The sequence below is a fragment of the Caniella muris genome (assembly GCF_943193035.1).
Taxonomy (GTDB): domain Bacteria; phylum Actinomycetota; class Coriobacteriia; order Coriobacteriales; family Atopobiaceae; genus Granulimonas; species Granulimonas faecalis.
Map to the genome: position 1 here is coordinate 105,345 of NZ_CALPCK010000003.1, position 24,928 is coordinate 130,272.

At 70.5% G+C, this 24,928-nt stretch carries 31 protein-coding genes; all 31 read left to right on the plus strand.

Annotation, left to right across the window (positions count from 1 at the left end; all coding sequences use genetic code 11):
* Positions 1–372 precede the first annotated feature (372 nt).
* Positions 373–987 (plus strand): hypothetical protein, encoded by a 615-nt coding sequence (locus tag NFR49_RS09815; protein WP_251159422.1) that lies wholly within the window; start codon positions 373–375, stop codon positions 985–987.
* A 50-nt stretch (positions 988–1,037) separates the two neighbouring features.
* Positions 1,038–2,495 carry a hypothetical protein gene (locus NFR49_RS09820; RefSeq protein ID WP_251159423.1) on the plus strand — a complete coding sequence of 486 codons (1,458 nt, stop codon included), beginning with the start codon at positions 1,038–1,040 and terminating at the stop codon, positions 2,493–2,495.
* Positions 2,496–2,594: 99 nt separating this feature from the next.
* Positions 2,595–2,957 (plus strand): hypothetical protein, encoded by a 363-nt coding sequence (locus NFR49_RS09825; protein ID WP_251159424.1) that lies wholly within the window; start codon positions 2,595–2,597, stop codon positions 2,955–2,957.
* 435 nt (positions 2,958–3,392) lie between these two features.
* A complete protein-coding gene (locus NFR49_RS09830; RefSeq protein ID WP_251159425.1) occupies positions 3,393–4,133 on the plus strand; it encodes a DUF7168 domain-containing protein in 741 nt (246 codons plus the stop codon).
* Between the two features lie 199 nt (positions 4,134–4,332).
* On the plus strand, positions 4,333–4,962 hold the full coding sequence (locus NFR49_RS09835; RefSeq protein WP_251159426.1) for a hypothetical protein: 630 nt from the start codon (positions 4,333–4,335) through the stop codon (positions 4,960–4,962).
* A 458-nt stretch (positions 4,963–5,420) separates the two neighbouring features.
* Positions 5,421–6,026 (plus strand): Lar family restriction alleviation protein, encoded by a 606-nt coding sequence (locus tag NFR49_RS09840; RefSeq protein ID WP_251159427.1) that lies wholly within the window; start codon positions 5,421–5,423, stop codon positions 6,024–6,026.
* 102 nt (positions 6,027–6,128) lie between these two features.
* Positions 6,129–6,734, plus strand: a complete 606-nt coding sequence (locus NFR49_RS09845; protein ID WP_251159428.1) for a Lar family restriction alleviation protein — start codon at positions 6,129–6,131, stop codon at positions 6,732–6,734.
* 2 nt (positions 6,735–6,736) lie between these two features.
* Positions 6,737–7,357, plus strand: a complete 621-nt coding sequence (locus NFR49_RS09850) for a hypothetical protein (RefSeq protein WP_251159429.1) — start codon at positions 6,737–6,739, stop codon at positions 7,355–7,357.
* Between the two features lie 42 nt (positions 7,358–7,399).
* Positions 7,400–8,386 (plus strand): zincin-like metallopeptidase domain-containing protein, encoded by a 987-nt coding sequence (locus NFR49_RS09855; RefSeq protein WP_251159430.1) that lies wholly within the window; start codon positions 7,400–7,402, stop codon positions 8,384–8,386.
* Positions 8,387–8,400: 14 nt separating this feature from the next.
* Complete coding sequence (locus tag NFR49_RS09860; RefSeq protein ID WP_251159431.1) at positions 8,401–8,658, plus strand: hypothetical protein; 258 nt, start codon at positions 8,401–8,403, stop codon at positions 8,656–8,658.
* A gap of 78 nt (positions 8,659–8,736) precedes the next feature.
* A complete protein-coding gene (cas5c, locus tag NFR49_RS09865; protein ID WP_251159432.1) occupies positions 8,737–9,396 on the plus strand; it encodes a type I-C CRISPR-associated protein Cas5c in 660 nt (219 codons plus the stop codon).
* Positions 9,397–11,049, plus strand: a complete 1,653-nt coding sequence (locus NFR49_RS09870) for a type I-C CRISPR-associated protein Cas8c/Csd1 (protein WP_251159433.1) — start codon at positions 9,397–9,399, stop codon at positions 11,047–11,049. It begins immediately after the preceding gene.
* A gap of 70 nt (positions 11,050–11,119) precedes the next feature.
* Positions 11,120–12,007 carry a type I-C CRISPR-associated protein Cas7/Csd2 gene (cas7c, locus tag NFR49_RS09875; protein WP_251159434.1) on the plus strand — a complete coding sequence of 296 codons (888 nt, stop codon included), beginning with the start codon at positions 11,120–11,122 and terminating at the stop codon, positions 12,005–12,007.
* A 35-nt stretch (positions 12,008–12,042) separates the two neighbouring features.
* Positions 12,043–12,741, plus strand: coding sequence for a DNA/RNA non-specific endonuclease (locus NFR49_RS09880; protein ID WP_251159435.1), 699 nt, complete (start codon positions 12,043–12,045; stop codon positions 12,739–12,741).
* Between the two features lie 286 nt (positions 12,742–13,027).
* Positions 13,028–13,531 carry a hypothetical protein gene (locus tag NFR49_RS09885; protein WP_251159436.1) on the plus strand — a complete coding sequence of 168 codons (504 nt, stop codon included), beginning with the start codon at positions 13,028–13,030 and terminating at the stop codon, positions 13,529–13,531.
* 218 nt (positions 13,532–13,749) lie between these two features.
* A complete protein-coding gene (locus NFR49_RS09890; RefSeq protein WP_251159437.1) occupies positions 13,750–13,947 on the plus strand; it encodes a hypothetical protein in 198 nt (65 codons plus the stop codon).
* Positions 13,948–14,107: 160 nt separating this feature from the next.
* Entirely contained in the window at positions 14,108–14,416 is a 309-nt protein-coding gene (gene mihF, locus NFR49_RS09895) for an integration host factor, actinobacterial type (protein WP_251159438.1), read from the plus strand.
* Between the two features lie 197 nt (positions 14,417–14,613).
* Positions 14,614–15,183: a hypothetical protein gene (locus NFR49_RS09900; protein ID WP_251159439.1), complete on the plus strand. Its 570-nt coding sequence runs from the start codon at positions 14,614–14,616 to the stop codon at positions 15,181–15,183.
* 746 nt (positions 15,184–15,929) lie between these two features.
* Positions 15,930–17,057 (plus strand): hypothetical protein, encoded by a 1,128-nt coding sequence (locus NFR49_RS09905; protein ID WP_251159440.1) that lies wholly within the window; start codon positions 15,930–15,932, stop codon positions 17,055–17,057.
* A 140-nt stretch (positions 17,058–17,197) separates the two neighbouring features.
* Positions 17,198–18,391 (plus strand): Fic family protein, encoded by a 1,194-nt coding sequence (locus NFR49_RS09910; RefSeq protein WP_251159441.1) that lies wholly within the window; start codon positions 17,198–17,200, stop codon positions 18,389–18,391.
* A gap of 114 nt (positions 18,392–18,505) precedes the next feature.
* A complete protein-coding gene (locus NFR49_RS09915; protein ID WP_251159442.1) occupies positions 18,506–19,747 on the plus strand; it encodes a hypothetical protein in 1,242 nt (413 codons plus the stop codon).
* 83 nt (positions 19,748–19,830) lie between these two features.
* A complete protein-coding gene (locus NFR49_RS09920; RefSeq protein ID WP_251159443.1) occupies positions 19,831–20,049 on the plus strand; it encodes a hypothetical protein in 219 nt (72 codons plus the stop codon).
* A complete protein-coding gene (locus NFR49_RS09925; RefSeq protein WP_251159444.1) occupies positions 20,042–20,698 on the plus strand; it encodes a hypothetical protein in 657 nt (218 codons plus the stop codon). The genes NFR49_RS09920 and NFR49_RS09925 overlap by 8 nt, the downstream gene beginning before the upstream one ends.
* A 111-nt stretch (positions 20,699–20,809) precedes the next feature.
* Positions 20,810–21,442, plus strand: coding sequence for an SLOG family protein (locus tag NFR49_RS09930; protein ID WP_251159445.1), 633 nt, complete (start codon positions 20,810–20,812; stop codon positions 21,440–21,442).
* Between the two features lie 156 nt (positions 21,443–21,598).
* Positions 21,599–21,883: a type II toxin-antitoxin system RelE/ParE family toxin gene (locus NFR49_RS09935; protein WP_251159446.1), complete on the plus strand. Its 285-nt coding sequence runs from the start codon at positions 21,599–21,601 to the stop codon at positions 21,881–21,883.
* Complete coding sequence (locus tag NFR49_RS09940; RefSeq protein ID WP_251159447.1) at positions 21,870–22,154, plus strand: HigA family addiction module antitoxin; 285 nt, start codon at positions 21,870–21,872, stop codon at positions 22,152–22,154. Before NFR49_RS09935 ends, NFR49_RS09940 begins: the two co-directional genes overlap by 14 nt.
* A gap of 207 nt (positions 22,155–22,361) precedes the next feature.
* The gene (locus tag NFR49_RS09945) at positions 22,362–22,607 is read left to right on the plus strand and encodes a hypothetical protein (protein WP_251159448.1); all 246 of its coding nucleotides are present in this window, start codon (positions 22,362–22,364) and stop codon (positions 22,605–22,607) included.
* Positions 22,608–22,726: 119 nt separating this feature from the next.
* Entirely contained in the window at positions 22,727–23,113 is a 387-nt protein-coding gene (locus NFR49_RS09950) for a single-stranded DNA-binding protein (RefSeq protein ID WP_251159449.1), read from the plus strand.
* Between the two features lie 210 nt (positions 23,114–23,323).
* A complete protein-coding gene (locus tag NFR49_RS09955) occupies positions 23,324–23,548 on the plus strand; it encodes a hypothetical protein (protein ID WP_251159450.1) in 225 nt (74 codons plus the stop codon).
* Positions 23,549–23,713: 165 nt separating this feature from the next.
* On the plus strand, positions 23,714–24,109 hold the full coding sequence (locus NFR49_RS09960) for a single-stranded DNA-binding protein (RefSeq protein ID WP_251159451.1): 396 nt from the start codon (positions 23,714–23,716) through the stop codon (positions 24,107–24,109).
* Positions 24,110–24,158: 49 nt separating this feature from the next.
* Positions 24,159–24,554, plus strand: a complete 396-nt coding sequence (locus NFR49_RS09965; protein WP_251159452.1) for a single-stranded DNA-binding protein — start codon at positions 24,159–24,161, stop codon at positions 24,552–24,554.
* Positions 24,555–24,928 lie beyond the last annotated feature (374 nt).

The following is a 24,928-nucleotide window of genomic DNA, read 5'->3' on the forward strand; positions in this document are numbered from 1 at the left end:
AGGCGGGTCTTCCGCTCCGAGCCCGGCCCCCTGTCCGTGTCCCACCCGGCCGGGGGCCGTCCCTAGGCCGCCCCGCGGGGCACCCGACCCAAGACATCCGAGAAGGCACCCCGAGGGGCCCCGGGAGAGATCCCGGGGCCCCTGGCCGATGTCGCCTTCGACCTCGGCCTCGACGGGGCCTGGACGGCCGGGCCGGTCGATGCCCCGGCCTCCCTGGCCCATCCCCGACAGGTCCGACGGGGCGCCCGGGATTCCCTGGGCGCCCCGCCTCCCTCGCCCCGGCACCGGCGAGGGTCGCGCGCAAAGGCGCGCCCGGCAGTGCCCGCGGGGGCGGCCCGCAGTGGGTGCGCCCGAGACGAGAGGGGGCATCCCATGGAAACGACCGTCGAGCGCACCGGCACCTTCGGCACCGTCACCGGCCGCACTGACCACGCAACGAACGTCCTGGGCGACATGGTCGCCGGCATCTGCGCCCGGGGGGACCGGGCGGTCCGTCGCCTCTGCGCCCACGTCGGGGCCCGCCTGGTGGACGGCTTCTGGGTCTACCTCGAGAACTTCGGCACCGGGCGCACCTGCACCCTGCCATCGGTCGGTGGCTGGTACCTCTACGACTCGGTCCACGGCACCTACCTCGAGGTGGACCTGGACGGCGACGAGGTGCCCCGGGCCCTGCCCGTGGAGGCTACCTGCGACCTCGACTACGAGGGCTGCTCCGAGTGGAACCGCCTCGTCCCGACCCTCGCCTCCCTGGGGCGCGCCCTCGAGGCCGCCGAGGCCGACGCGTGGGGGCTCGACGAAGACGGCCTTCCCACGGACTCCTGGGACCGGTGGCTCGCCGACGTGGGCGCCTACCAGTCCCTCTACCGCCTCGCCTGCGAGCGGGCCGTGAGGGCCGTGGTCGCCGCCTGCGACGGGGAGTGCGGCTTCTGGGACTCCGACGAGGGGGAGGCGGCCTGGGCCGAGGGCCGCGCCCCCGAGACCGCCTGAGGGGGCCTTCCCGAACGAGACACCCGCGACCGAACCTCAAGGAGGACATGATGGACCTTCTCGACCCCGCGGTGGGCTGGCCCGCCGGAAACCTCTCATCGATCCTCGTGAAACCGCCCCAGCCGGGCCTCGTGGCGGGCCTCGTCGGGTGCGCCGCCGAGGCCCTCTCGGAGCGCATCGCCGAGGTGGCCGCGGAGGCGGCCTCCCTGGGCTTCACCGAGGACGGGGCCCTGCCCGCCCTCATGGAGGTGCCGGACTGGGACACGGCCTGCCACATGGCCGTGGTCGGCACCCTGGACCTCGACGACGGCCGGGCACTCGCCTGCTGCGTGGTGGTCACCCCCGTGGACGACCCGTGCCGCGGCGCCTGCGTGCCCGTGATGCTCGACGAGGACCGGAGCCGCATCCTGGCCGTGGCCGGACCCTGGGTGGGCCCCGCCACGGAGGGGCCCTCCCGCTGGGGAGAGGGCCTCTCGGCCTTCGACTACGGCCTGGACGGGGGCGACGGCCTGCCGGGCGCGGCGGCCTACATCCGCTGCGCCCAGGACGGCCCGGCGCTCGGCTGCGACGGGGAGGCCGGGGAGCTCATCGTCGCTGCGGCCGACCTGGCCCGGGTCCCGGGGGAGGTCGGCCTGTCGGCGGGCGGCGAGCTCGGCCGCGAGGCGGCGCGCGCCCGCATATCGGCCACGGCCAGGCTCTGGTCGGTGCTCGACGCCATGGTCTCAGACCTCCACACCCCGGCCCCCGGGGAGGGCACCCCCTGGGGCCCCCAGGCCTTCCTCGCAGAGCTCCCGGGAGAGATCCGCGAGGCCCTGGTCTGGGCGGCCACGGCCCGGTGGTGCTCCGAGGCGGGGGAGCCCATGGACGCCGACACCCTGGCCTCGGTGCTCTCGGGGCGCGTCTCGGACCTCTCCGAGGGGCCCTCGGGCAAAGACATCCCGTGGTGGGACCTCCTGGCCCTCGCGGGGTGCCTCGCAAAGATCGCGGGAGGGGCCGAGAAGACCCCCGGGGAGGCCCCGCGCCACGGGTCCGCGGAGAAGCCCGCCGACATCCCGTGCGGTGTCCGCTGGGACCTCGCGGCCGACCCCTCCTGTGCCCCTTGGGACGCCTTCGAGCGCCCCGGGAAGCCCGTGGAGGCCTACGGCGAGGCCGAGACCCTCGCAGAGGCCGCGGACCTCACCCGGATCTACCTGCTCCGCAGGGGCTGTGAGGTCCTCGAGGACCCCTGGGTGGGCCCCGGGGGCCGTCCCTACATCGAGGCGAGGGACGCCGACGGCACCCCCGTCCTGGTGTCTGTCAGGGCCCGGGTGGAGCCCGGGGCGACCGACCCGCTCATGGCCGTGGTGGACGACCGGGAGCGCCCAGGGTTCCGCAGGGACGCCCTCTCCTACGTCGCGACCCAGGACCGCCCCGGGACCGTCTCCGTGGACGTGGTCTCCATCGTCATCACGGGAGACCGCATGGCGCGCCTGCGCCACATCGTCGGCGCCTTCGATTGGGAGGCCTGAGGCCCTCTCAGAAAGGCCCGGCGGAATCGTTCGAGACAGGGCCCGGCAGGGCCTGCGGGAACCCCGCGGGTCCTGCCGGCCATACTTCAAGGAGGTTCCATGGCCACACCAATGAAACCGAAGGCGGAGCCGGTCGTCCTCGCCGTCAAGCTCAAGAACGCCATGAAGAGGGTCCGGCCGGACATCGAGGCCGTCGACGTCAAGAACATCCTCTTCCACGAGCAGAGGGTCGGCTGCTCCGGCTACTTCACCGACGGGGAGCGCTGGGTGTTCGTGGACACCGACATCCTCCCCATGCTGGGGGAGCAGCCCAGGGCCCTGCCTAAGGCCCTGTACCGCATCTGCGAGGGGCCGGGTGACACCACCGGCGGCCAGAACTACTTCTGCCTGAGGAACGCCGACGTCATCTGCCGTGCCGTGGGCGACCTCCTGGACCGGGAGCGCCGCCGCGCCGAGGGCTGAGGCCGCACGCCGGTCGAAGTATCCCCAGCTAGACGCCTTGGTGTGGGTTTCCGTGGAATATTATTCCGCAGAAACCCACAGCAATTGGGAGGCCTGAGGCCCTCTCATGGAGGGCCGGCGAGATCGTTCGAGACAGGGCGGGCAGGGCCTGCGGGAACCCCGCGGGGCCTGTCGGCCATACTTAAAGTGTGCAACGTTGGCAACGACAGGTCGGTGCGGCTGCACTTCATCTTTGACGAGGACGCCCGCCAGATCGTCATAGGCCACTTTGGAAAGCACTTGCCAAACACACTGTCTTAGAAGCTTAAAAGCAAATGTCTTAGAAGCCCCAGGAAAGCCGCTTTCTCCTGGGGTCCTGTGTTCGTTCACGCCAAAAAGCCCGCTGGTAAAACCAGCGGCCAGAGGCCCTGCGAAGTAATGTGGAAAGGAGCTCCCATGGCAGATACCGCCAAAGACCGTCTCATCGACAAGATCAAGAAGCTTTTGGCCGTGACCTCTGAGGCGGGGGCCACGGAGGCGGAGGCTGTGGCTGCCGCTTTGGCCGCCCAGCGCCTCATGGTGGCCCACGACATCTCTGAGCGAGAGCTTTGGGCAGAGGTGCCCGAGGTGATCGAAGAGATCTCTGTGGGCAGCGTCCGCATGGACTGGAAAAAGAGCCTTTTGAGCGTGGTCGCTCGCAGCTATCGCTGCTCATGCTATCTAAGCGGTGGCGGCAAGACCTTCCAGGGCATCTTTGTGGGTCGTTCCTCAGACGCCAGCGCGGCAAAGCTGGTTTTCGATTCCCTGGCAAACCTCGGGCAGAAGCTTTCCAAGAAGGCAGGGGAGGCCCGCAAGCAGCAGGCTGCCCAGGCCCAGGCGGATCTCTATGGCCATGAGTCGCTGAAAGAGGACTATGTGAAGCGTTGGCTCAACCAGGAGGCAGCCAAAGCTCGCACGAGCTTTCTAGCGGGCTTTGTGTCGGGGGTTGCCAGTGTCCTGGACAAGCAGACCCAAGAGCTCCTTGTGCTGGTGCCCTCTGAGGTAGCCGACTATATGGACAACATGAATCTGACCTCTCACAAGCGACGCAAGAAGTCCTATGGCCGCGATGCCTATGAGCAGGGGCGCCTTGAGGGGGCCGCTGCGGTGGCTTCCGGGCGAGTGGAAGACGGACAAAACCCTCGCCTGGTGGCCTAGAGAACGACATCGAGCAAAGGCCCTCCTCGGAGGGCCTTTTTGAGATGGGGTCAATAGTCAACTACCCCCACCTATGGAGGTGGGAGCTTGAAATAAGCCTCTAGTCGACCAGCTCAAGAGAGGGGCCCTTGCTTTGGCTCCGACATCCACGTTGGTTTGGCCGATGAACCAGGCACCTAGGAATATAAGGAGGCCCTTCATGGGACAGTATTTTGTAGGAGTGCTTCGCAAGAAAGGCTCAGACGACTTTCTTTTGGCAGACCCCGGCTCTCTCAAGGATGGCCTAAAGCTGACCGAACACGCCTATGCCAACGACCTTGGTACTCCCGGCAGCCCCTGTGTTGGCGAGGCTGTGTCTGCCGCCATGGGTGCCCTTAAGGAAGCCGGTGCCACGGGTGCTCAAGTGTGGTGGATGGGCGACTACGCCGACGACGTTCTTTCCAATACCGATGTCGATGGCGTCGCTGCTTGGAAAGCCGCTTGGAAGAACTCGAACAAGGCAACGCCTCTGTCGAACACCCTTGACGGGCACCTCGCTTGCCAGGGCTTTCTGGTAAATCTTTCCAGGAAGCTCTTCGTAGACATCCTTGCCTCACTGGGTCTGCGCGAAGTCAATTGCTTCGGCCACTTCTGCTGCGCCCATCATCCGCTGCCTTTGCTTTGCGCGGTAGGCAACGGTCAAGGCGGGGGAGACTACTACGGCCCCGATAGCGCTGATGAGGTGGGCGCCTGGGCAGGAGACACCATTGCCTGGTGCTCTAAAGACGAACTTGAAGGCTTTACCAAAGAGGGCTTTGAAGAGCTCAAGGTGCGCTTTTTGGAGCGCTGAAGCACCCCCTGTACCGGCGAGCTCTGAGCCGACCTCCCTCAACCGGTCGTGCCCCTGGACCGGAATCGGCTCCACAGGGGGCCCGGGCCGGCAGGCCCGGGTGGAAGGTCCCGTGGAACGCGACGAAAGGGGCGACATTCCACAAGCTGTGGCAGTCACGCCCATTGTGTGGCAGTCACGCCCATTGCGAGGCGTGTGGATCGAAACGGCCCCGTGGCCCCGGACCTCGGCATCGACGCCAGAAGGCCAAGGACCAAAAGTCGCGTCTGAACGTCTAAAGGCGAACCCAGGGAAGTCCCCTAGAATGCACACGAGCCTCTTGCTTAGAGCTTGGGGCCTGGCCTGCCTCGGAGCCCGCAATCCGGGGCCTTCCCCTTTGAACCCCAGAAGTTCCCTTCGCGAAAGGCCCCGTCGGACACCCCGGCGGGGCCTTCGCGTACCTGTCGAAAGGAGCGCCCGTGGCCGTCTTCAAGTACGTCGAGGATAATTTCGTCTGCTACCTTGCCTGTGACAGCCCTGAAGTAAACTCCCCCGAGGCGTTCCGCGACCTCTGCCGCAAGGTCTTTGTGAAGGCCTGTCCGGTGACCGTCGGGTCCACCTTCGGGGTCGGCCTCCTGCCGGTCCTCACGGAAGAACCCTTGGATAACCTGGCCTGGGACGCCGGCCTCAGAGGCGAGGACTGCTGGGCTTTCCTCGGGGAGTTCTCCGAGAGGGTCTGGGAGGCCCTTAGGGAGACAGGGGTCTCCCTCGAGGTCCTCGGCTACTACTTCATGCACGGGGAGTCGGAGGATCTGGCCGCGGAGCGGGACCGCCTCGCGGCGGTCTACTGGGACGCCGACGTGATCCGCGACTTCGACCTCACGGACCTTCGGAAGTGCCCCTTCTGCGGGGGCATCGCCAGGGTCCGCGAGGAACCCGACGGGGTATCCGGCGAAACCAAGGTGGCCGTGGAGTGCGCCAACTACATGTGCGGCGCCCAGATCGCCCTGATCGCCCCGAAAGGGGACGTCGAGGACGCCAGGGTCTCCGTGGTGGAGGCCTGGAACCTCAGGGTGGGGAAGTGACCGCCCCTCCGCCCCCCCCGCGAAACCCCATAGAACCCCTCTTCCAGGGCCCCGTCGGATGGCCGGCGGGGCCCTGGCGCATATCTGTCGAAAGGAGATCCCATGGCCGTCTTCAAGTACGTCGAGGAGGGTTTCGTCTGCTACCTCTCGTGCGACCGCCCCGAGGTGAACTCCCCTGAGGTGTTCCGCGGCCTCTGCCGGGAGGTCTTTGCGAAGGCCTGCCCGGTGACCGTCGGGGTCACTTTCGCCGTGGGCCTCCTGCCGGCCCTCACCGACGACCCCGCGGAGAACCTCGCGAGGTTCGCGGGGATCGACGGCGGGGACCGCGAGGACTTCCTCGGGGAGTACCCCGGGAGGGTCCGAGAGGCCCTTCGGAAGTCCGGGGTCATCCTCGAGAACCTCGGCTACTACTACCCCGACGAGGTGGACGAAGCCGCGGCCGCAGAGCGCGACCGCTTCTCCGAGGTCCACAGGGACGCCGTCGTGGTCGAGGACTTCGACCTCACGGACCTCCGCCGGTGCCCATTCTGCGGGGCCCCCGCGAGGGTCTACAGAGGCCGTGACAGCGTCCTTGGGGGCGTCACGGTGGCCGTGGAGTGCTCCTACGACATGTGCGCGGCCCGAATCGGGCTGCTCACCACGGAAGCCGGGGTGGACGTCGCCGTGACCGACGTGGTGAGCGCCTGGAACCGCAGGGCGGGGGAGTGACCATGACAACGTTTCGCTACACGGGGTCGGGATATGAGGCGTACTTCCTGGTCGAGGGCCGGCCGGTCAAGACTCCGTCGGACTTCCGCGAACTCTGCTGCGAGGTCTACTCCCGGGCGTGCCCGATGACGGTGGGCACCGTCTTCTCCGTGGGCCTCGCCCCGGCCCTCGTGGGCGAGCCCGCCGAGACCCTGGCCGAGCGGGTATGGCCCGACGACGAGGACGCCCAGAAGGACTTCATGGACCTCTACCCGGCCCGGGTGGCCGAGGTGCTCGCCCAGGAGGGGGTGAGGGTCACCTGCCTCGGATGGAGGGGCCCTGTCGGCCCCTTCGAGGAGGACCTGCCGTTCCTGGACCGGATGCCTCCCGAGCCCACGGTCACCACCGTCGAGGACTTCGAGCTCACCGACCTCGCCCCCTGCGGCTTCTGCCACTGCGACGCCCGGGTCGAGGAGACCTACGACCCGGATCTCGAGAGGACCCGCATCGAGGTGGCCTGCGCCAACGACGAGTGCGGGGCGAAGGTCACCGTCACGACGCCCCAGGACTGCCCCTACGACGTGGAGATGTCCGCCAGAAAGCAGGCCGTGGATGCCTGGAACCAGTGGCAGGGGAAGGGCTGACCCCCGTACCGACCGTCCCGACAACCTATGAAGGAGGTCCCCATGGCAGACGCCAAGCTCGACGCCGCCCGCAGGGAGATCGCGGCCCAGATCGCGGCCGACATCGACGCCCTGGGCGCCAACTGGGTGCGCCCCTGGGTATCCCAGGCACCTCGGAACCCGCTGTCCGGCACCGTATACAAGGGGCGCAACGCCCTGCTGCTCACCCACGTCATCCGCAAGCACCGCTTCTCGGACCCCCGGTTCATGACCTTCACCCAGGTCCGGAAGGCCGGCCTCATGGTCCGCCGCGGCGCCCACGGCTTTCCCGTGGAGCGGTGGCAGGAGGTCTTCTTCCTGAAGGCCGATCCCAAGGAGCCCGTGGCCCAGCCCAAGGGGGCCCGGGAGAGGGCGGCCATGCGGAAGGACCCCCGCTACGGCACCCGGGTGGTGCCCGTGGGCCACTACACCGTCTTCAACGCCGTCGACATCGAGGGAGTCGAGCCGTTCCTTGTGGAGGCGACCCCCGAGAACCCCGAGGTCATGGACCTCCTCGTGGACCACGGCCCGTGCCCCGTGGACACGGTGGTGAGCAACGGGGCCTTCTACGAGCCGGGCCGCGACCGCATCACGGTGCCCCCGGCGGCGACCTTCTCCTCCGAGGGGGCGTTCTTCCGGACGCTGCTCCACGAGGAGTGCCACGCCACCGGGGCCGAGGGGCGCCTCGGTCGCCCCGCCGTGTGCGGTCGGGCCGATGCGACCCGCGAAGACATCGCCCGGGAGGAGCTCGTGGCGGAGCTCGGCAGCGTGTTCGCGGCCAGCAGGCTCTCCATCGACCTTTCCGAGCTCACCGCGGCGGACCTGGCCGAAGGGGGCCGGTGGGCGGAGCACGGGGCCTACCTCAAGGGCTGGCTTGCCGCCTTCGACGAGGGCGACCGCGCCGACGCCCTCATGACCGCCGCCACGGCGGCGGGCAGGGCCTCGGACTGGCTCTTCGACCACTGCTTCTCCGAGGCGGAAAACGGGGACGCCGAGGCGGGGGCCGCCTGAAGGGGAGGGATGCGTTGAGATACTACGTCAACTACCGCGAGTCCGATGAGAAAGGCGAGCTCTGGAGGAACACGTGGCACCGGGCCCTGAAGACCCGCCGGGGCACCGAGGCGTGGCTCAAGCGCCACGGCTACGTGGCCACCGACGACCCGAACACCTGGCACGGCACGGAGTGGCCGTACACCAACGATGCCACCGTGTACGCCTGGGACGAGCTCCCCGACCACGTCAAGGACCTCATGGCCCACGAGGACCTGGGTCCCGACTCATGAGAGGCCGGGCACCCGTGCGGCCTAAGGCCCTGTGATATAGTCACTTTCAGATTATTTAAGATTTAAGGGAGGTGCCTCGTGGCCCAAGGTTTCATGGTCCGTCTCAGGGGCCCCATGGCCCTGTTCACCCGACCGGAGTTCAAGGTCGAGCGCTACAGCTACGACGTCCCCACGCCGAGCGCCCTGGCCGGCGCCCTGGCCTCCATCTACCTCCACCCCGGCATCGAGTGGCAGGTGGAGCGCTACTGGGTCCTGAACGAGATCCGCCGCCAGTCCGTGGCGGTGAAGGAGGTCTCCTCCAAGGCGAGCTCCGCGAAGGTGCTCCAGGCGGCCAAGGGCAAGGGCCCCATGCCCAGGGTGGGGGTGGAAGAGCCCCGCCAGATCCGGTGCACGTCGCGCCTCGTGGACGTCGACTACGTGGTCCAGTGCCGCTTCTCCATCACGGACGGCACCGACTCCAGGGCCAAGCGCGCCAAGATCGCGTCCATCGTCGATAGACGCCTCCGGCGCGGCCAGTGCTACCAGCAGCCCTACCTCGGCGTGCGGGAGCACCCCTGCTCCTTCTCGGCCTGGGAGGGAGGGGTGCCCGAGGGCCACTACTCCCAGTGCGGCCCCGTGGACCTCGGCCTCGTGTTCTGCGGCATGGACCGCACGGACCCCGCCGTGGACCGCCCCCGGTTCTTCCACGCGGTCATGGACCGCGGGTGCGTCGAGGTGGCCGGAAGGGAGGTGGTCTAGGTGCTCCTGGAAGACCTGGTGAGGCTCCACGGGGAGCTCGTCTCCCGCGGGGCCGCCGTGGCCCCCGCCGGCATGGCGTGGCGGAAGGTCCGCGGGCGCGTCGCCATCGACCCCGCAGGAAGGCTCCTGGGGATCCTTCCCGGCGACTACTCCGGGGACGAGCCCGCGGAGACCCTGGCGCCGGCGCCCCCGGTGAGGTCCGCCAACATCGCCGCGGCCCTGCTCTGCGACACGGCCGCCTACCTCCTCGGCCACTCGCCCAAGGGCGACGCCCGGGCCGCCGAGAAGTTCGAGGCGTCCCGGAGGCTCCACCGCGAGGCCCTCGGGGGCGTGGCCGAGGCGGCGCCCCTGCTGGCGTTTCTCGACTCCTGGGACCCCGCCCGGGCGCCGTCCGTGACGGCCGTCGCCGAGAGCCCCGTGGACCTTGACGGGGCCTTCCTCGAGTTCTGCCTGGTGGACGCCGACGGCGCCGTCCGCGACCTCCTGGACACGGAGGGTGTCAAAGAGGCCCTGGAGAGGCGCTCCTGCCAGAGGGGCGGCGGCGCCTACACGGACCTGGTCACAGGGGAGCCCTGCGAGCCCTTAAGGGTGCACCCCAAGGCCCCGGCCCTCGCGGGGCCCGGGGAGAAGGCGGCGCCGGTCGTGGGCTGCAACATCGAGAGCGCCCAGTCCTGGGGCGCCTCCCAGGGCTACCTGTCGCCCATGGCCCGTCCCACGGCCGAGCGCTACTCGGCGGCCCTGGACTGGCTTCTGAAGGATGGGTGCCACAGCCTGCGCCTCGGCGAGGCCACCTTCGTCTGGTGGGCCGACGGCGAGGCCGACGCATCCGTGGCGCCGGCCGTGGCCGACGCCCTCCGGGGCCAGGGGGCGGCCGACGTGGACGCCGACGCCGGGGGCGCGCCCCTCCACGTGGCCTGCCTCTCCTCGAAGTACGCCCGGGTGCAGCTCCGCTGGTACGAAACCGTCACCTGGGACGACGCCAGGGACTCCCTGGGGCGGTGGGAGGGTTGCTTCGGCGGGAGGGTCCCGTCGGCCTTCTCGATTCTTAAGGCCCTGGAGAGGCCGGGGGAGAAGGCCCCGGCCACCCGCTGCCAGGACGCCGCCTCCCTGGTGGGCGCCCTGGTCGTGGGAGGGCCCTGGCCGAGAACCCTGACCCAGAGGGCGGCCGCCATGGCGTCCGCGGGAGACATCGGCCCCACGGTGGCCGGCACCCTGGCCGCCTCGGCCCTGTCGACACGAAAGGAGTCGGGAATGGAGACCGACGACCTGCTCTGCCCCGCCGACCCCGCCTACCGGGCCGGCTGCATCTTCGCCATCCTGGAGGGCCTCCAGAAGGCCGCCCAGGGGCGCCTGGCCGCCCCGGTGAGGACCCGCTACATGGCCGGGGCCGCCAAGAGCCCCGCCCGGGTGTTGCCGACGCTCGTCGCCACCGCCCAGGCCCACCTGAAGAAGCTCTCCCGGACCAAGCCGGGGCTCGCCGCCTTCTACGAGTCGGCGCTTTCCGAGGCCGTGGCCGCGGGGCCCGTGCCCCTCACCATGGACGCTGCGGCCTCCTGGCGCTTCTACGTTGGCTACTACCGCCAGCGCGACCAGCTCTACCGCCCCGCCGGCGACGGCGCCGACCCGGAGGCGGAGGAGGTGCCCGCGGGCTAGGGCCCCACTCCCGCACCGCCCCGGAACGACGGAAGGCCCCACCACACGTTTCCCCCAAGGAGGACCACCCATGGACAACACCCTGGACCGCCGCATCGAGTTCGTCGCCTACCTCGATGTGGAGCTCGGCAACCCCAACGGCGACCCCGACGCCGGCAACCGCCCCCGCCAGCTCGACGACGGCCGCGGCATCGTCACCGACGTGTGCCTGAAGCGCAAGGTCCGCGACCGCATCGCCCTGGAGCACGGCGGCGAGGAGGGCTTCGACCTGTACATCGAGCCCACGGGGACCCTGAACTCCAAGGACGAGCGCGGCTTCGAGGCCGTGCTCGGGGCCGGGGCCGACCTCAAGGGGCTCAGGAAGAGCGACCCCGACGCGGCCCTGCGGGTCCGCGACGCCATGTGCCGCACCTACTTCGACGTGCGCTGCTTCGGCGCCGTCATGACCACCTTCGCCAAGAACAACCTGGCCGGCGGCCAGGTGCGCGGCCCCGTGCAGCTGTCCTTCGCCGTCTCGGAGCACCCGGTGTTTCCCGAGGGGCAGACCCTCACTCGCCAGGCGGTGACCACGGAGGCCGACCGCGAGAAGAAGACCTCCGAGATGGCCGTCAAGTGGGTCGTGCCCTACGGCCTCTACCGCGTCTCGGGCTTCGTCTCCCCGGCCCGGGCCAGAGACACCGGCTTCACCTGGGGGGACTGGGACGCCTTCATCGGGGCGTTCCGCCGCATGTTCTGGGAGGACCGCAGCTCGAGCCGCCCCTCCATGAGGCTCCGCACCCTGACCTGCTTCACGCACCCCAACGCCTTGGGGGTGTGCGCCGCCGAGGCCAACCTGGAGCGCGTCTCGGCGTCCCTCAAGGAGGGCGTGGACGTCCCGACGTCCTTCGGCGACTACGTCGTGGAGGCCGACGGCGAGGGCCTGCCCGAGGGCGTCGAGATGGTCCACGAGGTGCTCTAGGGCCGCCGCTGCGGGCGTCACCGGAAGGAGGATCCATGGCAAGACGCGGGAAGGGCCGCCCGAGGATCGGCGGGGCGTGGGCCATCGTCGTCGCGGCCCTGACGGCCGTCCTCGCCCAGACCCCCTGGGAGGCCCCCGGGGCCGTCGGGGACCCCACCGCATCGGCGTCGACGGCCCCGGCGGCGACGACCGCCGGGGCCCCCGGGGACATGGCGGCGTCGTTCTCGGCCTACGACGGCTCGCTGGAGCCCCACGCGACCTTCTCGGACCTCGACGGGAACCTGCGGTGCGGGCCCGTGTTCGCGGTCCTGGACGAGGCCTACATGGGGTCCGGGGAGAGGCCCGACATCTCGGGGGTGGAGCCGAGCGGGTGGAGGCAGAAGCGCTACGACGGCATCGACGGCGGCTGGCTCTACAACCGCTGCCACCTCCTGGGCGACCAGCTCTGGAACGACGACAGCGCCAACTGGAAGAACCTGGTGACCGGGACCCGCCAGATGAACGTGGAGGGGATGCTTCCCATCGAGAACGAGGTGGCCTCCCACCTGAGGTCCACGGGGCACCCCGTGATGTACCAGGTGACGCCCCTCTTCGAGGGGGAGGAGGCCGTCTGCCGGGCGGTGCGCATGGAGGCGTCCTGCCTGGAGGGGGACCTCAAGATCGACGAGCACGTCGAGAACGTCCAGGACGGCGTCGTCATCGACTACACCGACGGGTCCAGCCGGGCGGTGTGAGCGGGCAGACGCTGACGTCTCCCTGCGGCCGAGGCCGCGGGAACCCTCGGGCAGGCACGGTGGACGACACCCTCGCCGGAGCGACGACGGGCGCTCGAGAAAAGGAAACGGGTCACGACGTCGACGCGTGACCCGTTTCCCCGGATGCAAGATCTGCCCTTACTTAACACAGTTTCAACCCGTGGGCGGCCACGTGGGAGGCCGCCCGCCGCACCGGGCCCTGCCCCGGTGCCGACACCGCTAGCATAGCCTATGTCCCGGTCACCGCAAGGAAAGGGAGGGGACCATGACCGACGAGGAGACCTTCAACGTCTGGCGCGGCGAGGGCTGGTACACCGAGGACCGCGAGGAGTGGGCCGAGGCGCCCGAGGCCCAGTGGGTGGAGACCGAAAGGGAGTGGCAGGCCATGGTCGACGCCGGCAGCGACACCTTCTACCTCGGCGACGGCGAGGTGCCCGACGACCCGTCCGTGGCCTACCCCGGCCGTGGCGGCGACCCGGACGCAAGGCCCGCCCCGGAGCCCTACGGGTGGATGAGCGTCGCCGAGTACCGGGAGGCCGAGGCGGACGGCACGCTTTCCATGGAGGACACCTGGCACCGGGCCGGCATCATCTCCGGCCTGTCCCGCTACCCCGGCACCTGGGCCGACGTCATCGCCTGCGTCCGGGGCGCCTGGGCCGAGTCCATGGGGGAGGACAGCGACCCCACCGACTCCCTGGACGCCCGCCAGCTCGCCGCCGTCTGCAACGTGGCGTTGCGCGCCCACGACAAGGGGAGGGACGGCCGCTAGGGGCCCCGACAGGGAAAAGGGGCGGCCCCGCATGGACGCGGGGACCGCCCCCATCCGAGGCTAACGCCTGCCCCCACTTAACACAGTTTCAACCCGTGGGCGGCCACATGGGAGGCCACCCGCCGCACCGGGCCCTGCCCCGGTGCCGACACCGCAAGCATAGCCCAACCGCCCCGTCCCTGCAGGCGGGCCCGGGGCGACGACCGAAGGGAGAGGCCGTGGGAGAGGCCGCCATGACGACCGGGACCGACCCGTTCGGCAAGGGCCCTGGCACAGGCCCCGGGGACCTGCCCGCCGACGACGACACCCCCAACGCCGAGACCCTGGAGGCCGTGGCCGAGGCCGAGGCCCTGGCCGCCGGGCCCCACGAGACCTACCCCGGCGCGGCCGAGCTGTTCCGGGCCCTGGGCGTCTGACCCGGGGTCCCGACGGCACCGGGCGGCGGCGCCGTCCCCCGAAAGCCCCTTCTAAAAGATCGACCGAAAAGCGCCTACCCCGGGGTATATCGGGGTAGGCGCCATCTGACAGTCAAGGAGAACGACCCCCCCCCCGATGGGGGGGCGAGAGGAGATACCCATGGCACTTCCCGACCTCACCCCCGAGCAGCGCGCCGCGAACCTCGCCAAGGCCGCTGCCGCCCGCCACGCCCGCGCCGAGCTCCTCGCCCGGGTCAAGGACGGCACGACGACCGTCGCCGAGGTGCTGGCCTCCGACGACGAGACCTGCCGCCGCCTGCCCGTGAGGTCCCTGCTCAAGGCCCTGCCGGGGCTCGGCAACGCCAAGGTGGCCAAGATCGTGGAGGAGCTGGGCATCCCGGAGAAGCGCCGCGTGGCGGGGCTCGGCGCCCGCCAGCGCGAGGCCCTGGCAGAGGCCGTCTCCCGATAGCCACTGCCTCAAAGGGGGCGTACCCGACCGGGTGCGCCCCCTCTTTTCGGGCGCCCCGGGGTATGGGGAGGGGCCTTCCGCGGGCCATGGTCCCGAGGGGCCCCGAGGGCCCCTCGGCCATCGCCTTGAGAGAATGGGAATGGAAAGGAGGAAGGTGCCGGCGCGGCCCCAGGGCAGGCCCGGCACCGTGACGACCCATGCATGGATTCGATGACAGGCACCGCCGTCGCAGCACCTTCGAGGCCCCCCTCAAGGGTGCCGACTACGAGATATACGATGCCCACGAGAGCGTCCGCGAGGTGCTCGGGCACCTCCCCGTCGAGCTGGTCGACGGTTGGTGCTACATGGAGTGGGAGCTCGCCGCCGAGCTCGGGCGGCGCATGGACGTGAGCGACGAGCGCCTCTGCGGGGCCATGGGACCGGACCTGCCGGTGTTCTGCCGCATCGCCCCGGACGCCCCGGAGGTCCCCCGGGTCGCCCCCCTCGTCCCCTCGGGCCGGGCCGCGACCGTCGCCGCGGCCGAGGTCCTCGGCACCTACGTGGCCCTCCTGGGGGAGCTCGCGGACGCCCTGGAGGGCATACCCGCAGGGTCTCTTCCCGAAGGGGCCCGCGATCAGTGCGTGGGGTGCTACCGGGAGCTCGTGCTGAAGGCGTCGGAGCGCACCCTCTTCGAGGCCGTGGCGGTGGGCCGGCAGCGCCTGGCGGCATCCGGCGGCGACATCCTCGAGGACCGCTCCCTGGGCCTGGACCCGGCGGCCGAGTCCTGAGGGCGGCCCCCGGCGCGAGCCGACAGAAGACAACCGAAGGGCCAGGGCCCCATCCGGAACGAGTCCGGGTGGGGCCCTGCTTTTTGTCCTTAAGAAGAACTGGCGTTGTGCCCCCGTCCCCCGAGGGTAGTGCCCGGCCGCCCGGAGGCGGCCGGGTCTATGGCGGGCGTTGTGCCCGGCGTTGCGCCCGGGCCGGACCCGGCCCCCCGGCCCCCGAACCCAAGGCCCGGCCGGAACCGTGGGCCGGATCCGGGAGGCTCCCGAGGGAGTCGGCACCGGGGGCTCCCCATATGGGGTGCGCCTTGGACGGTGGCCCTGGGGGCGTCCTCGGCTTCCCGGGGTCCCCATGGCCCGACGGCGGGCCACCTGAGACCCCCTGGGTCTGAGACGCGGGAAAGCCCAAGGACAACCCCCGGGGGCCCTGACAGGACCCCCGGACCCCCGTGGTCCGGCGCCCCGGGGCGCCGTGGGGCCTTCCCGCAGCCGCCCCGCCGGGACATCCCGCCGAAGGCTCCGCCGGCACCCCCTCAGAGGGCCCTGCCGGCACCTCCCGCCGGCTCCTCCTGCCGAAACTCCCGTCGAGGGCCCCGCCGAGCTCCCCGGCGAAAACCCCCTGGAAGAACTCCTTGGAAGGACCCCCGAGGACCCCCCGATAGCACCGAGGCCCCTTCCCGGTCCCCGGCGGCAGGAGCCGCCGGCGGCGACCCCCGTGAGAAGGGAACGTCGAGAGAGATCGGAGACCCGCCATGGAGGCCATCCTCGAGAGCACCGCATACAAGACCCGCGCCGCGAAGGACCGCCGGCGCACCCCCGGGAGAATGACCGGGACCCTCGCCTGCGCCCTGGCCGTGGCGGCTGCGGCCCTCACCTCGGCGGGGCTCTGGCAGGCCTCCGCAGAGGCCCTGGGGGCCGCCCGGGCGGAGCTCGCCGTGGCCCAGGGGAGCCTGGCGGGCCAGCGCGAGGCCCTCGCCCAGGTCATCGGGGACACCCCCGAGGGCGATGCCCGCACCGCCGCCGAGGGGTGGCTGGCGGACGGTCCGGCGGAGGTGCCGGCGGAGGGGCCCGGGGACTCCATCATGGCCATGGGGGCGGCCGCGGGGGCTGCCCGCCAGGCCCGCGGCGAGGCCCTGGATCTTGCCCAGGAGGCCTACCTCATGAGGGCCGCCTGCCTCGGGGCCCAGAAGGAGGCCGCCCTGGGTGCGGCCAGGGCCGAGGCGGAGGGACCCCTGGCGGAGGCCGAGGGACTCTCCGCGTCGGACGACATCGCCCTGGCCTCGGAGGGGGCGAGGGGCCGCCTCGAGGCGGCGACCTGCCTCGTGCGCCTCATGGGCCGCGCCGACACCTTCTGGGACGCCTCCCAGGTGAGGGGGGCGACGGAGGACCTGCAGGAGGCGACCGCTGCGGTCAAGGCCGAGGTGGACGCCGCTGTGGCCGAGCGCGAGGCCGCCGAGGCCGCCGCCAGGGCGGCCGCCAAGACGATCGGGACGTCCGCGGGCTATGCCAGCGAGGCCGCCGCCGTGGCCGCGGCCCCTGCCGGGGCCACCACCTACCGGGGCTCCGACGGCGTCTGGCACATCGACTACAGCAGGGCCCACGGCACCGCCGAGGCCGCCTCCGACGGCGGCGTCACCGAGTGGGCCGACGGCTACTACATCGCCCACGACTGGAGCGACAGCGGCGCCAAGATCACCGGCCGCACAGAGTACGTCGAGGTCAACGGCCAGACCTACCGCCTGGCCGGCTCCAAGGAGGTCAGCCGGGACACCACCTGGAACGAGGTGGAGGGCTGGGTGCACGCCAACGGCGGCATCGGCATGCAGACCTGCGTGGAGGGCGGCGGCTACCTGATCAACCACTACGAGCCGGTCGCCTAGGGCGGCCGCACCGAGGGGCCCCGGGGGTAATCCCCGAGGCCCCTCGCTTTTTCCCGGCGGATTTCCGAAAGGGGCACCATAACGGAAATTTTCCGGCTATAATTTCCGTAAAGGGACGAGATCCGGAAGGGGGGTGCGCCATGGAACCGGAGAGGGGCGCCTGGCCGGCCGTGGGCTGGGAGGAGCTGCCCTGGAGGTCGGGCAACGACGACGACTCCTGGATTCCCCGGAGCCGGCGTCGGAAGATCCTGGGGACCTTTCGGGCGGCCGTGCCGGCGAAGATCGCGGAGGCGACCCCGGAGGTCGAGGGCGACCTCTGGCCCCTGGTCTCCGAGGCCGGCCGGGAGCTCGCCCGCTTCGACGCCGAGCAGGGGGAGCGCGGCTACGACCTTCCCGCCATCCTCCTGAGGGGGGAGTCGTCGGCGAGCTCCCAGATCGAGCACCTCACGTCGAGCGCCAGGAACGTGGCCTGGGCCGAGGTGTCCGGCGACCTCCCGGAAAACGCGCGCCTCATCGCCCGGAACCTCCATGCCATGGGCCGGGCCCTGGAGGTCGGGGGGCCCGTGGACCGCGACACTGTCGTCTCGGTCCACGGGGCCCTCATGGGCAGGCCCTGGGGGCTCAGGGGGGAGCAGGTCTGGGTGGGCGGCACCCCCTACAGCCCCCACGGGGCCCTCTTCGTGCCGCCCCAGGCGGGGCGCGTGGCCGCCCTCGTGGACGACCTCTGCGCGTTCTCCCGGAGGGACGACATCGACCCCGTGGTCAAGGCCGCCTGCTTCCACGGCCAGTTCGAGACCGTCCACCCCTTCGCGGACGGCAACGGGCGCTGCGGCCGCGCCCTCATCCACCGCATGCTGAAAGACGACGGGGTGTGCCGCAGCCTGGTGACGCCGCTCTCGGCGGGGCTGCTCCACGACGTCGGCCGCTACATGGACGCCATCGACGCCTACCAAGGGGGGGACGTGTCCCCGTTGGTGGGGCGCCTGGCCGAGTCGGTCCTCTACGGCGTCGCCGTGGGGCGCCGGGCGGCCACGGCCGTCGACTCGGTCATGGAAAGGTGGCGGCAGGCCATGGGGTCGAGGCGGACGGGGGCCGCGGCGAGGCTCCTGCCCCACCTGGTGGCCCAGCCCGTCACCTCCGTCGCCATCGCCGCGAAGGCCCTCGGCGTGAGCGAGCGCCAGGCCCTGAACGTCCTCGACGAGGCGTGCGAGGCCCAGGTGGTGAGCCCCTGCGGCAACCGGCGCCGGGGGCGCTTCTTCCAGGCCACGGAGCTCCTGGAGATCGTGGACGCCGTGGGGGCGGAAGACGGGCTGAGAAGGAGGACGCCCCGGTAGGGGACCGCATCGCCGGTCCTAGGCCGGAGGTCCCCGGGCGCCACGCCCGGGCGGGGGCACCCACGAGGGGTCTGGAACCGTCCCCTCCGTCAGCCCTTCTCGAGAGGAGCCCCCATGGACCTTTGGAAGAACTTCCCCGACCTCACCTATGTGAGGGACTCAGACGGCCGCCTGCTTTGCGTCTTCGCCCGTCGCGAGGAGTATGCCGAGAACCCGCGTCGGGACTTCGACCACCCGGACCACCTCGCGATGTTCGGCGACCTCGACTGGCTCGCCGACGGGTCAGGCACCCAGCGCCGGGACCCCGAGGGGGTCCTGCGTTCGCTTCTGGAGGACGCCTGCACACCGGAGGAGGTCGTAGCCTTCGTGGCCGAAGGAGGCCTCACCGACCACGAGCTCGTGGACTCGCCTTTTGGCCCCCATCCGCTCCTCGTGGGCTACGAGGGCACTGGCTACACCGGAAAGCTCGAGGGCGATGGCGCTCTCGACTGCATCCGCGAGCTTGTGGAGGCGGGGTGCCGTGCCCCGTCCCTGGAGGGCGCCACGGAGCCCGACCTATGGGACGCCTTCGAGGCCGGTCCCGTGGACGGCTTCGCCCTGATCCCCTGCCCCTGGCCCACAGGGGACTACCTCCTGGTGGACGAGACCGACCCGGACTGCGCCCCCTCGGTGGAGGCCACGCGCGACCTCCGGCTCCTGGGAGAGCTCTGCTTGGACGCCCTCTCAGGGGAACCGGCAGACACCGCCAGGCTCCTCGCATCCCGCGGGGTGTATCTCAGGGCCGTCGTCGCATCCGGTGACCCGCGCGACCCGTGGCAGGTGGACGGATGGGACCTCGCCGTCCTCGCAAGCCTCGGCGAGCGGGCACGTCCCGTCGACGGGTTCCAGTGGGTCTCGAAAGACGATGTGAACCGCGGCGAGGGGGAGACTTGGGAGCAGGCCGCATCGAAGCTCATGGACTTGGAGCTCTCGGTCCTGAACGCCTGGCTCCAGGGAGAGGTCTGGACCTGCGAGGCCGACGAGGTGTTCGGCTCCGGAGACGACGTCTGCTACGACGTCATCGTCGTGGACGGGCAGGACCCGGCCGAGCAGTGCCTGGCGCTCCTTGGCCTCGAAGATGCCGTTGCCGCCCCGGCCCCAGACCTCACCGACGCGGTCTCCTGCGCCGTGGCCGAGGTGGCCGCCCAGGCGGAGGCAGCAGGCACCACCCCGACGGTCGCGGAGGCCGTCTCCCTCGTTACCCGCGACCGCACCCTCTGGACCAGGTGGGTCGAGACCGCCGTCAAGTGCTTCCCGGACGTCCGCCTGGCCCTCCAGGGGCACTTGGAGGAGGCCTGCGGCAGCGCCATGGCTTAAGGACCGCAAGGGGACGCCCGGGATAGGACCCCGGGCGTCCCCTTGCGACAGACACCCGAGACAGAACCTTCAAGGAGGAACCCATGGAAAAGACCAAGAGCGACGTCGCCACCGCCCTGGACCTGCTCAGGATGTCCCTCGCGACGGCGAAGGGGGCCATGGCGGTCCTCGACGTCGCCTACGAGGGCGGCGACCTCGACCCACGCGAAGTCGACGCCAGCTACATGCTCAACGGTGAGGTCGCCGCCATCGAGAACGTGATCGAGCTCCTGACCGGAAAGGGGGGGGGTGGCTATGAGTGAGGGTTCTTGCATCGACCCCGCCGACACCCACCGCACCGTCTTTAGGTCCCTGGACTACCTCGGGGGCGACCCGGTGGGCCACAGAGGCTGTGCCGACGGGCTCATCCCCACGGAGGTCCGCCGGCACATTCGCACGGACGCCTCGGGTAAGGAGCGCGTGTGGTTCTGCGGATACGTCTGTATCCCCGGCTGCAACCTGCCCAAGATGGACCCGAGGAAGGTCTCGGCGGAGCTCTCGGGGATGCTATCCGAGGAGGACCTTGGGAAGCTTCCCTGCGACGTCTCCCACTATCGCCGCATCGACCTTCCCGACGGCCCCGGCACAGGGGACCACATGGACGTCTTCGGGATCTGCCTTGCCCCCGACGGGGTGCCCCTGAAAGACGAGGGGCGCCATCGGGAGGACACCGAGCGGGCCCTGAGCAAGCTCTCGGAAGCCCTGGACCTCTTGGAGATCCACCGGGTCTGGAGGGGGCTCGAGGGCGACCCTGTGGTGGACTGCTACGGCAACGCCCGGGTGCCTCTGGCCACGGACCGTCACGGGGGCCTTCTCACCATGGACTGCTTCGCCCTGGACTCCGAGGCGCCCCACAGCTACGTCACCATCGAGCCCAGGTACCTAGAGGTCAGAAGTGAGGAAGCGGCCTAAAAAGGGTCGTGGCGCCCCGGGGCACCGTCGCCGTGGCGCCGCGTCACCTCGGGGTGCTGTGACCCGGCTGCGGCAGACCGACGGAGCCCGCGACACCCGAAGAAGGAACCCATGACCCACCTCGACATCGAGGACCTGACGGCCCGGTCCTCGACCTTGCGTCCCCGGACGGTCTGCTTCACCGGCCCCCGCCCCAAGAGGCTCTGCGGCTACGACCACGGGAGCTACCGCGGGGCGGTGGCGGGGCTCGTGGAGGTCGTCGAGTCCCTCTACCGGGATGGCTTCCGGCGGTTTCTGACAGGGGGTGCCCAGGGGTTCGACCAGCTGGCCTTCTGGGCGGTCCACAAGGCAAAGGGGCGGTCGGGCCACCCCGACATCTGCAACGCGGTGGCCGTGCCTTTCCCTGGCCAGGAGTTCCGGTGGGCCGAGAGGGGCTGCTTCGGCCAGAGGGAGTACCGGACCATGCTGGCCGTGGCGGACCGGGTCTTCCACATCGGCGGGGCGGACGACCGTCGGGGCGCCGCTATGCACCGGAGGAACCGCGCCATGGTGGACGCCGCGGCCCTCTGTGTCGCCCTCTACTCCGGAGGTCCGGCCTTCAGGGATGCCAGGACAGGGGGCACCGAGGCCACCATGCGGTATGCCGAGGCGGCGGGGGTCCCCTTGAGGGCCCTCGACTTCAGGATCGACGCAGGGAAACCCGCGACCCTGACCCTGGGCACCCTCGCCGAGATCCCGCTATAGGAGGGCAAGGGGCGGCTCCGGGAGACCCCGGGGCACCGTCGCCGCGGAACCCGGCACCTCGGGGTGCTGGGGAAGACGGACAAAAGATGACGATCGCGCGAATGACACGATGGGGTATACTTCTGTTGGGCAGAAGTATCCGGATCGGAGCAACCGATGTGGTTCAAAGACAAGGACCTGGCCGCGTTCTGGGCAGACCCGACGGCCCCGACATCCAGGCGGCTTCGCCCACCGATGGGCAAGGCGGTGTTTCGAAAGCTCCAGATGCTCGATGCCGCTTGCAGCGTCGGTGACCTGAAGGTTCCTCCCGGCAACCGCCTCGAGCAGCTGAAGGGGGACCGCTCCGGCCAATGGAGCATCCGGGTGAACGACCGGTGGCGTATCTGTTTCGAATGGACCGAGGACGGTCCGAAGGGAGTTGAGCTCTGTGACTACCATTGATGACATCGTCTCGACCCCTGGGGAGATCCTCCGTGAGGAGTTCCTCGACCCCCTGGGCATCAGCCAGTACCGCCTTGCCAAGGCCATCGGCAAGCCCCAGTCCGCCGTCTCCGAGATCGTCAACGGCCGACGCGCCATCACCGCCGAGTACGCCGCCCTCATAGGCAAGGCCCTCGGCACCAGCGCGGAGTTCTGGCTGCGGCTGGAGGAGGGCTACCGACTGCGGTCGGTCGACCCCGAGACCGTGAAACACGTCGCCTGCCTGGTGTGAGGGGGCGGCCAAGACCACAGACCACATGCATGACCAGGGCGGCTTCCGGAAGATTGTCCGGAGGCCGCCTTTCTCTTTCCCTTCTCTTCTGAAGGTCCCGCGCCCCCGTGACCTGCCACAGGGGAGGCGGCAAGAGCCGCCTCCGGAGGCGCCTGCGGAAGACCCGGGGGAGGACCCCTCGGGCAAGGACCGACCGAGGAGGACCCCATGGACAGCGCCCGGACGATGCACCTGATCTCCCTCGCCTCTGGGGCCATGGCCGCCGTGGCCTCCATCGTCACGGTGGTCACGGCCACCTCCGGCGTGACCCCCGAGGGGGCCGCCGCCTGCGTCGTGGACCCCGGCTGCTTCTGCTGCGCGGCCGGCGCGATGCTGCTGTGCGCCTGGGCCTCGGACCGCGGTCGGATCCTCGGCCGCACAGGCCATGGCCGCACCTCCGGACAGGGGGCCTGAGGCAGGCCGGAGACCGCAGGGAACAAGGCGTCGCGGACGACCGCGACGCGGACAGACCCATGGGAGGGGCCGAGAAGGACCCTTCAGGGAAGAGAGACCCAAGACGAAAGGGAAACACCATGAGCATCAACCGCGTCATCGTCACCGGCAACACCACCCGCGACGCCGAGCTCGCCGCCACCGCCAACCAGACCTCGATGCTGAAGTTCTCGGTGGCCGTGGACGAGCGCTGGCACAACCCCCAGACCGACCAGTGGGAGGACCGCCCCAACTACGTCGACTGCGTGCTGTTCGGCAACCGCGCCCAGTCCATCGCCCGCTACATCACCAAGGGCACCAAGGTGGCCATCGAGGGCCACCTCCACTGGAGCCAGTGGCAGGACAAGGACACCCAGAAGAACCGCTCCAAGCTCGAGGTCTACGTGGACGACATCGAGTTCATGAGCCCCGCCCAGACCCAGGGCGCCGTCCCCGACCAGGTGCCGGTGCCCGAGGGCGTCGAGTAGGGAAGGCCCCAAGGGACGACCAGGGACCCGAGAGAGGGGCCCGCCGGACAAAGCGCCGGCGGGCCCCGGTTTTTTCGACGGTGCGAGACGCTGGGCGACCCCGGGCCGGGGCGCACGTCCCACCGGGGAGGGCCCCTTCACGGGGCCCTCGGGGGTCTCTTTGAGAGAGCCCGGGGAACGACCCGGGCAGGATCCGGAAAGGGGAGAGCCATGGAGCTCATCAACTTCACCAACTTCGACGACGCCATCGACGCGATGGCCTGCGACGCCCTCAGCGACGCCTACGAGCTCTCGGGCCTGGCCGACATGGTGGACTACGGCGACGGCGCCGACGCCTGCCTCCAAGCCATGGAGGCGAGGCTCCTCGGCAGCTCCCACTGGGACTTCGACGACGGCCGCATGGTGCTGGACCTCGACCACCTTTGCATGGCCTGAGGAGAAGACGGCAGACCCCCTCCAGGCCGTGACCCGGGAAACGGCCGGCCGGAGGGGAGGGGGCCGGGGGAAACCCCGGCCCGAAATATGGCCGCGGCAGGGCACCGGGCAAGACGCCAGGGGCGCGGCCGCGGGACAGAAAACCGATAGAGAAAAGGGAGCACCATGGCAGGACTCAATATGAACCACATCTCCGGCAACCTCGTCAGCGACCCCGAGCTCACCCGCACGGCCTCGGGCACGGCCAAGCTCAAGGGCCGCGTGGCCTTCGACCAGCCCGGCCGCGCCGCCGACGGCTCCTACCGACAGGAGACCGGCTACGCCAACTTCGTCACCTTCGGCAAGCGCGCCGAGAGCCTTGCCAAGCACCTGCGCAAGGGCACCAAGGTGGCCGTCAGCGGCCCCATCCGCCAGGGCCGCTACCTCGACAAGAAGACCGGCAGGATGCGCACCGGCGAGGAAGAGATCGAGATCGTCGACATCGACTTCAACAACCGCGCCCCCCGCGGCGGGGCGGTCCCCATGGCCGACGGCGGCGTGCTGGTGCTGGCCGACGCCTAAGGGCGGCCGGAAAAGACCCCGAGGGAAGACAGGACGAAAGGAGCCCCCCATGGGCATCAACAGCTGCACCTACATCGGCAACCTCACCGCCGACCCGGAGCTCATCGCCGTGGGCGAGTCGCACCTGCTGCGCTTCGCCATCGCCGTGACCACCCGGGAGCCCCGCCACGGCACCATCGAGGAGATCACGTGCTTCCGCAACTGCTCGATCTTCGGCCCCCGCGCGGCGGGTCTCTCCCGGGTGCTCGCCAAAGGGGCCAAGGTCATGATCAAGGGCCACAACCACTACGACACCTGGACCGACCGTGCCTCAGGGGCCACCCGCCACGGCCTGTCGGTGCGCGTGGAGGACATCGACATCATGGCCGCGGCACGCCCGAAGCCAGCCGCCGTAGACGACGTCCCCTTCGCCGTGGCCCCCGCGCCCCTGCCCGCAAGCGCCTGACGGAGGCCCCGCCGGGCCCCCCGGGAAACCCCGGGGAGGGCCCCGGGCACACCCGGGGACACGGCCCCAAGACCCCCCCGGGACCCGACGGAGACCCCGCCGGGCCCCCTCTTTTTTTCCGGGACTCTCTACCGGGGCTCTCCGGAAGACCCTCCCGGAGGCCCCCTTGGGACGTCCTCGAAGGTCCCCATGGGGTCCCTTAAGGGCCCAGGGGCCACCCCTAAGGCTCTTATGATAAGAACCTCTTATCCTCCTATGTTGTTATTCTCTTAATCCCTTCGACGGGCGACCGGAGCGCCACGGGGCCGGGACCGGGCCCTGGGGGAGCGCTCGGGGGACGCCCCCGACACGTCCGGGAGGTGCCCGCGGAAGGG

Bases quoted from the DNA above. Each gene is read 5' to 3' on its own strand.
- NFR49_RS09815 (WP_251159422.1), top strand. From the start codon at position 373: ATGGAAACGACCGTCGAGCGCACCGGCACCTTCGGCACCGTCACCGGC.
- NFR49_RS09820 (WP_251159423.1), top strand. From the start codon at position 1,038: ATGGACCTTCTCGACCCCGCGGTGGGCTGGCCCGCCGGAAACCTCTCA.
- NFR49_RS09825 (WP_251159424.1), top strand. From the start codon at position 2,595: ATGGCCACACCAATGAAACCGAAGGCGGAGCCGGTCGTCCTCGCCGTC.
- NFR49_RS09830 (WP_251159425.1), top strand. From the start codon at position 3,393: ATGGCAGATACCGCCAAAGACCGTCTCATCGACAAGATCAAGAAGCTT.
- NFR49_RS09835 (WP_251159426.1), top strand. From the start codon at position 4,333: ATGGGACAGTATTTTGTAGGAGTGCTTCGCAAGAAAGGCTCAGACGAC.
- NFR49_RS09845 (WP_251159428.1), top strand. From the start codon at position 6,129: ATGGCCGTCTTCAAGTACGTCGAGGAGGGTTTCGTCTGCTACCTCTCG.
- NFR49_RS09850 (WP_251159429.1), top strand. From the start codon at position 6,737: ATGACAACGTTTCGCTACACGGGGTCGGGATATGAGGCGTACTTCCTG.
- NFR49_RS09855 (WP_251159430.1), top strand. From the start codon at position 7,400: ATGGCAGACGCCAAGCTCGACGCCGCCCGCAGGGAGATCGCGGCCCAG.
- cas7c (WP_251159434.1), top strand. From the start codon at position 11,120: ATGGACAACACCCTGGACCGCCGCATCGAGTTCGTCGCCTACCTCGAT.
- NFR49_RS09880 (WP_251159435.1), top strand. From the start codon at position 12,043: ATGGCAAGACGCGGGAAGGGCCGCCCGAGGATCGGCGGGGCGTGGGCC.
- NFR49_RS09885 (WP_251159436.1), top strand. From the start codon at position 13,028: ATGACCGACGAGGAGACCTTCAACGTCTGGCGCGGCGAGGGCTGGTAC.
- mihF (WP_251159438.1), top strand. From the start codon at position 14,108: ATGGCACTTCCCGACCTCACCCCCGAGCAGCGCGCCGCGAACCTCGCC.
- NFR49_RS09900 (WP_251159439.1), top strand. From the start codon at position 14,614: ATGCATGGATTCGATGACAGGCACCGCCGTCGCAGCACCTTCGAGGCC.
- NFR49_RS09905 (WP_251159440.1), top strand. From the start codon at position 15,930: ATGGAGGCCATCCTCGAGAGCACCGCATACAAGACCCGCGCCGCGAAG.
- NFR49_RS09910 (WP_251159441.1), top strand. From the start codon at position 17,198: ATGGAACCGGAGAGGGGCGCCTGGCCGGCCGTGGGCTGGGAGGAGCTG.
- NFR49_RS09915 (WP_251159442.1), top strand. From the start codon at position 18,506: ATGGACCTTTGGAAGAACTTCCCCGACCTCACCTATGTGAGGGACTCA.
- NFR49_RS09920 (WP_251159443.1), top strand. From the start codon at position 19,831: ATGGAAAAGACCAAGAGCGACGTCGCCACCGCCCTGGACCTGCTCAGG.
- NFR49_RS09925 (WP_251159444.1), top strand. From the start codon at position 20,042: ATGAGTGAGGGTTCTTGCATCGACCCCGCCGACACCCACCGCACCGTC.
- NFR49_RS09930 (WP_251159445.1), top strand. From the start codon at position 20,810: ATGACCCACCTCGACATCGAGGACCTGACGGCCCGGTCCTCGACCTTG.
- NFR49_RS09935 (WP_251159446.1), top strand. From the start codon at position 21,599: ATGTGGTTCAAAGACAAGGACCTGGCCGCGTTCTGGGCAGACCCGACG.
- NFR49_RS09945 (WP_251159448.1), top strand. From the start codon at position 22,362: ATGGACAGCGCCCGGACGATGCACCTGATCTCCCTCGCCTCTGGGGCC.
- NFR49_RS09950 (WP_251159449.1), top strand. From the start codon at position 22,727: ATGAGCATCAACCGCGTCATCGTCACCGGCAACACCACCCGCGACGCC.
- NFR49_RS09955 (WP_251159450.1), top strand. From the start codon at position 23,324: ATGGAGCTCATCAACTTCACCAACTTCGACGACGCCATCGACGCGATG.
- NFR49_RS09960 (WP_251159451.1), top strand. From the start codon at position 23,714: ATGGCAGGACTCAATATGAACCACATCTCCGGCAACCTCGTCAGCGAC.
- NFR49_RS09965 (WP_251159452.1), top strand. From the start codon at position 24,159: ATGGGCATCAACAGCTGCACCTACATCGGCAACCTCACCGCCGACCCG.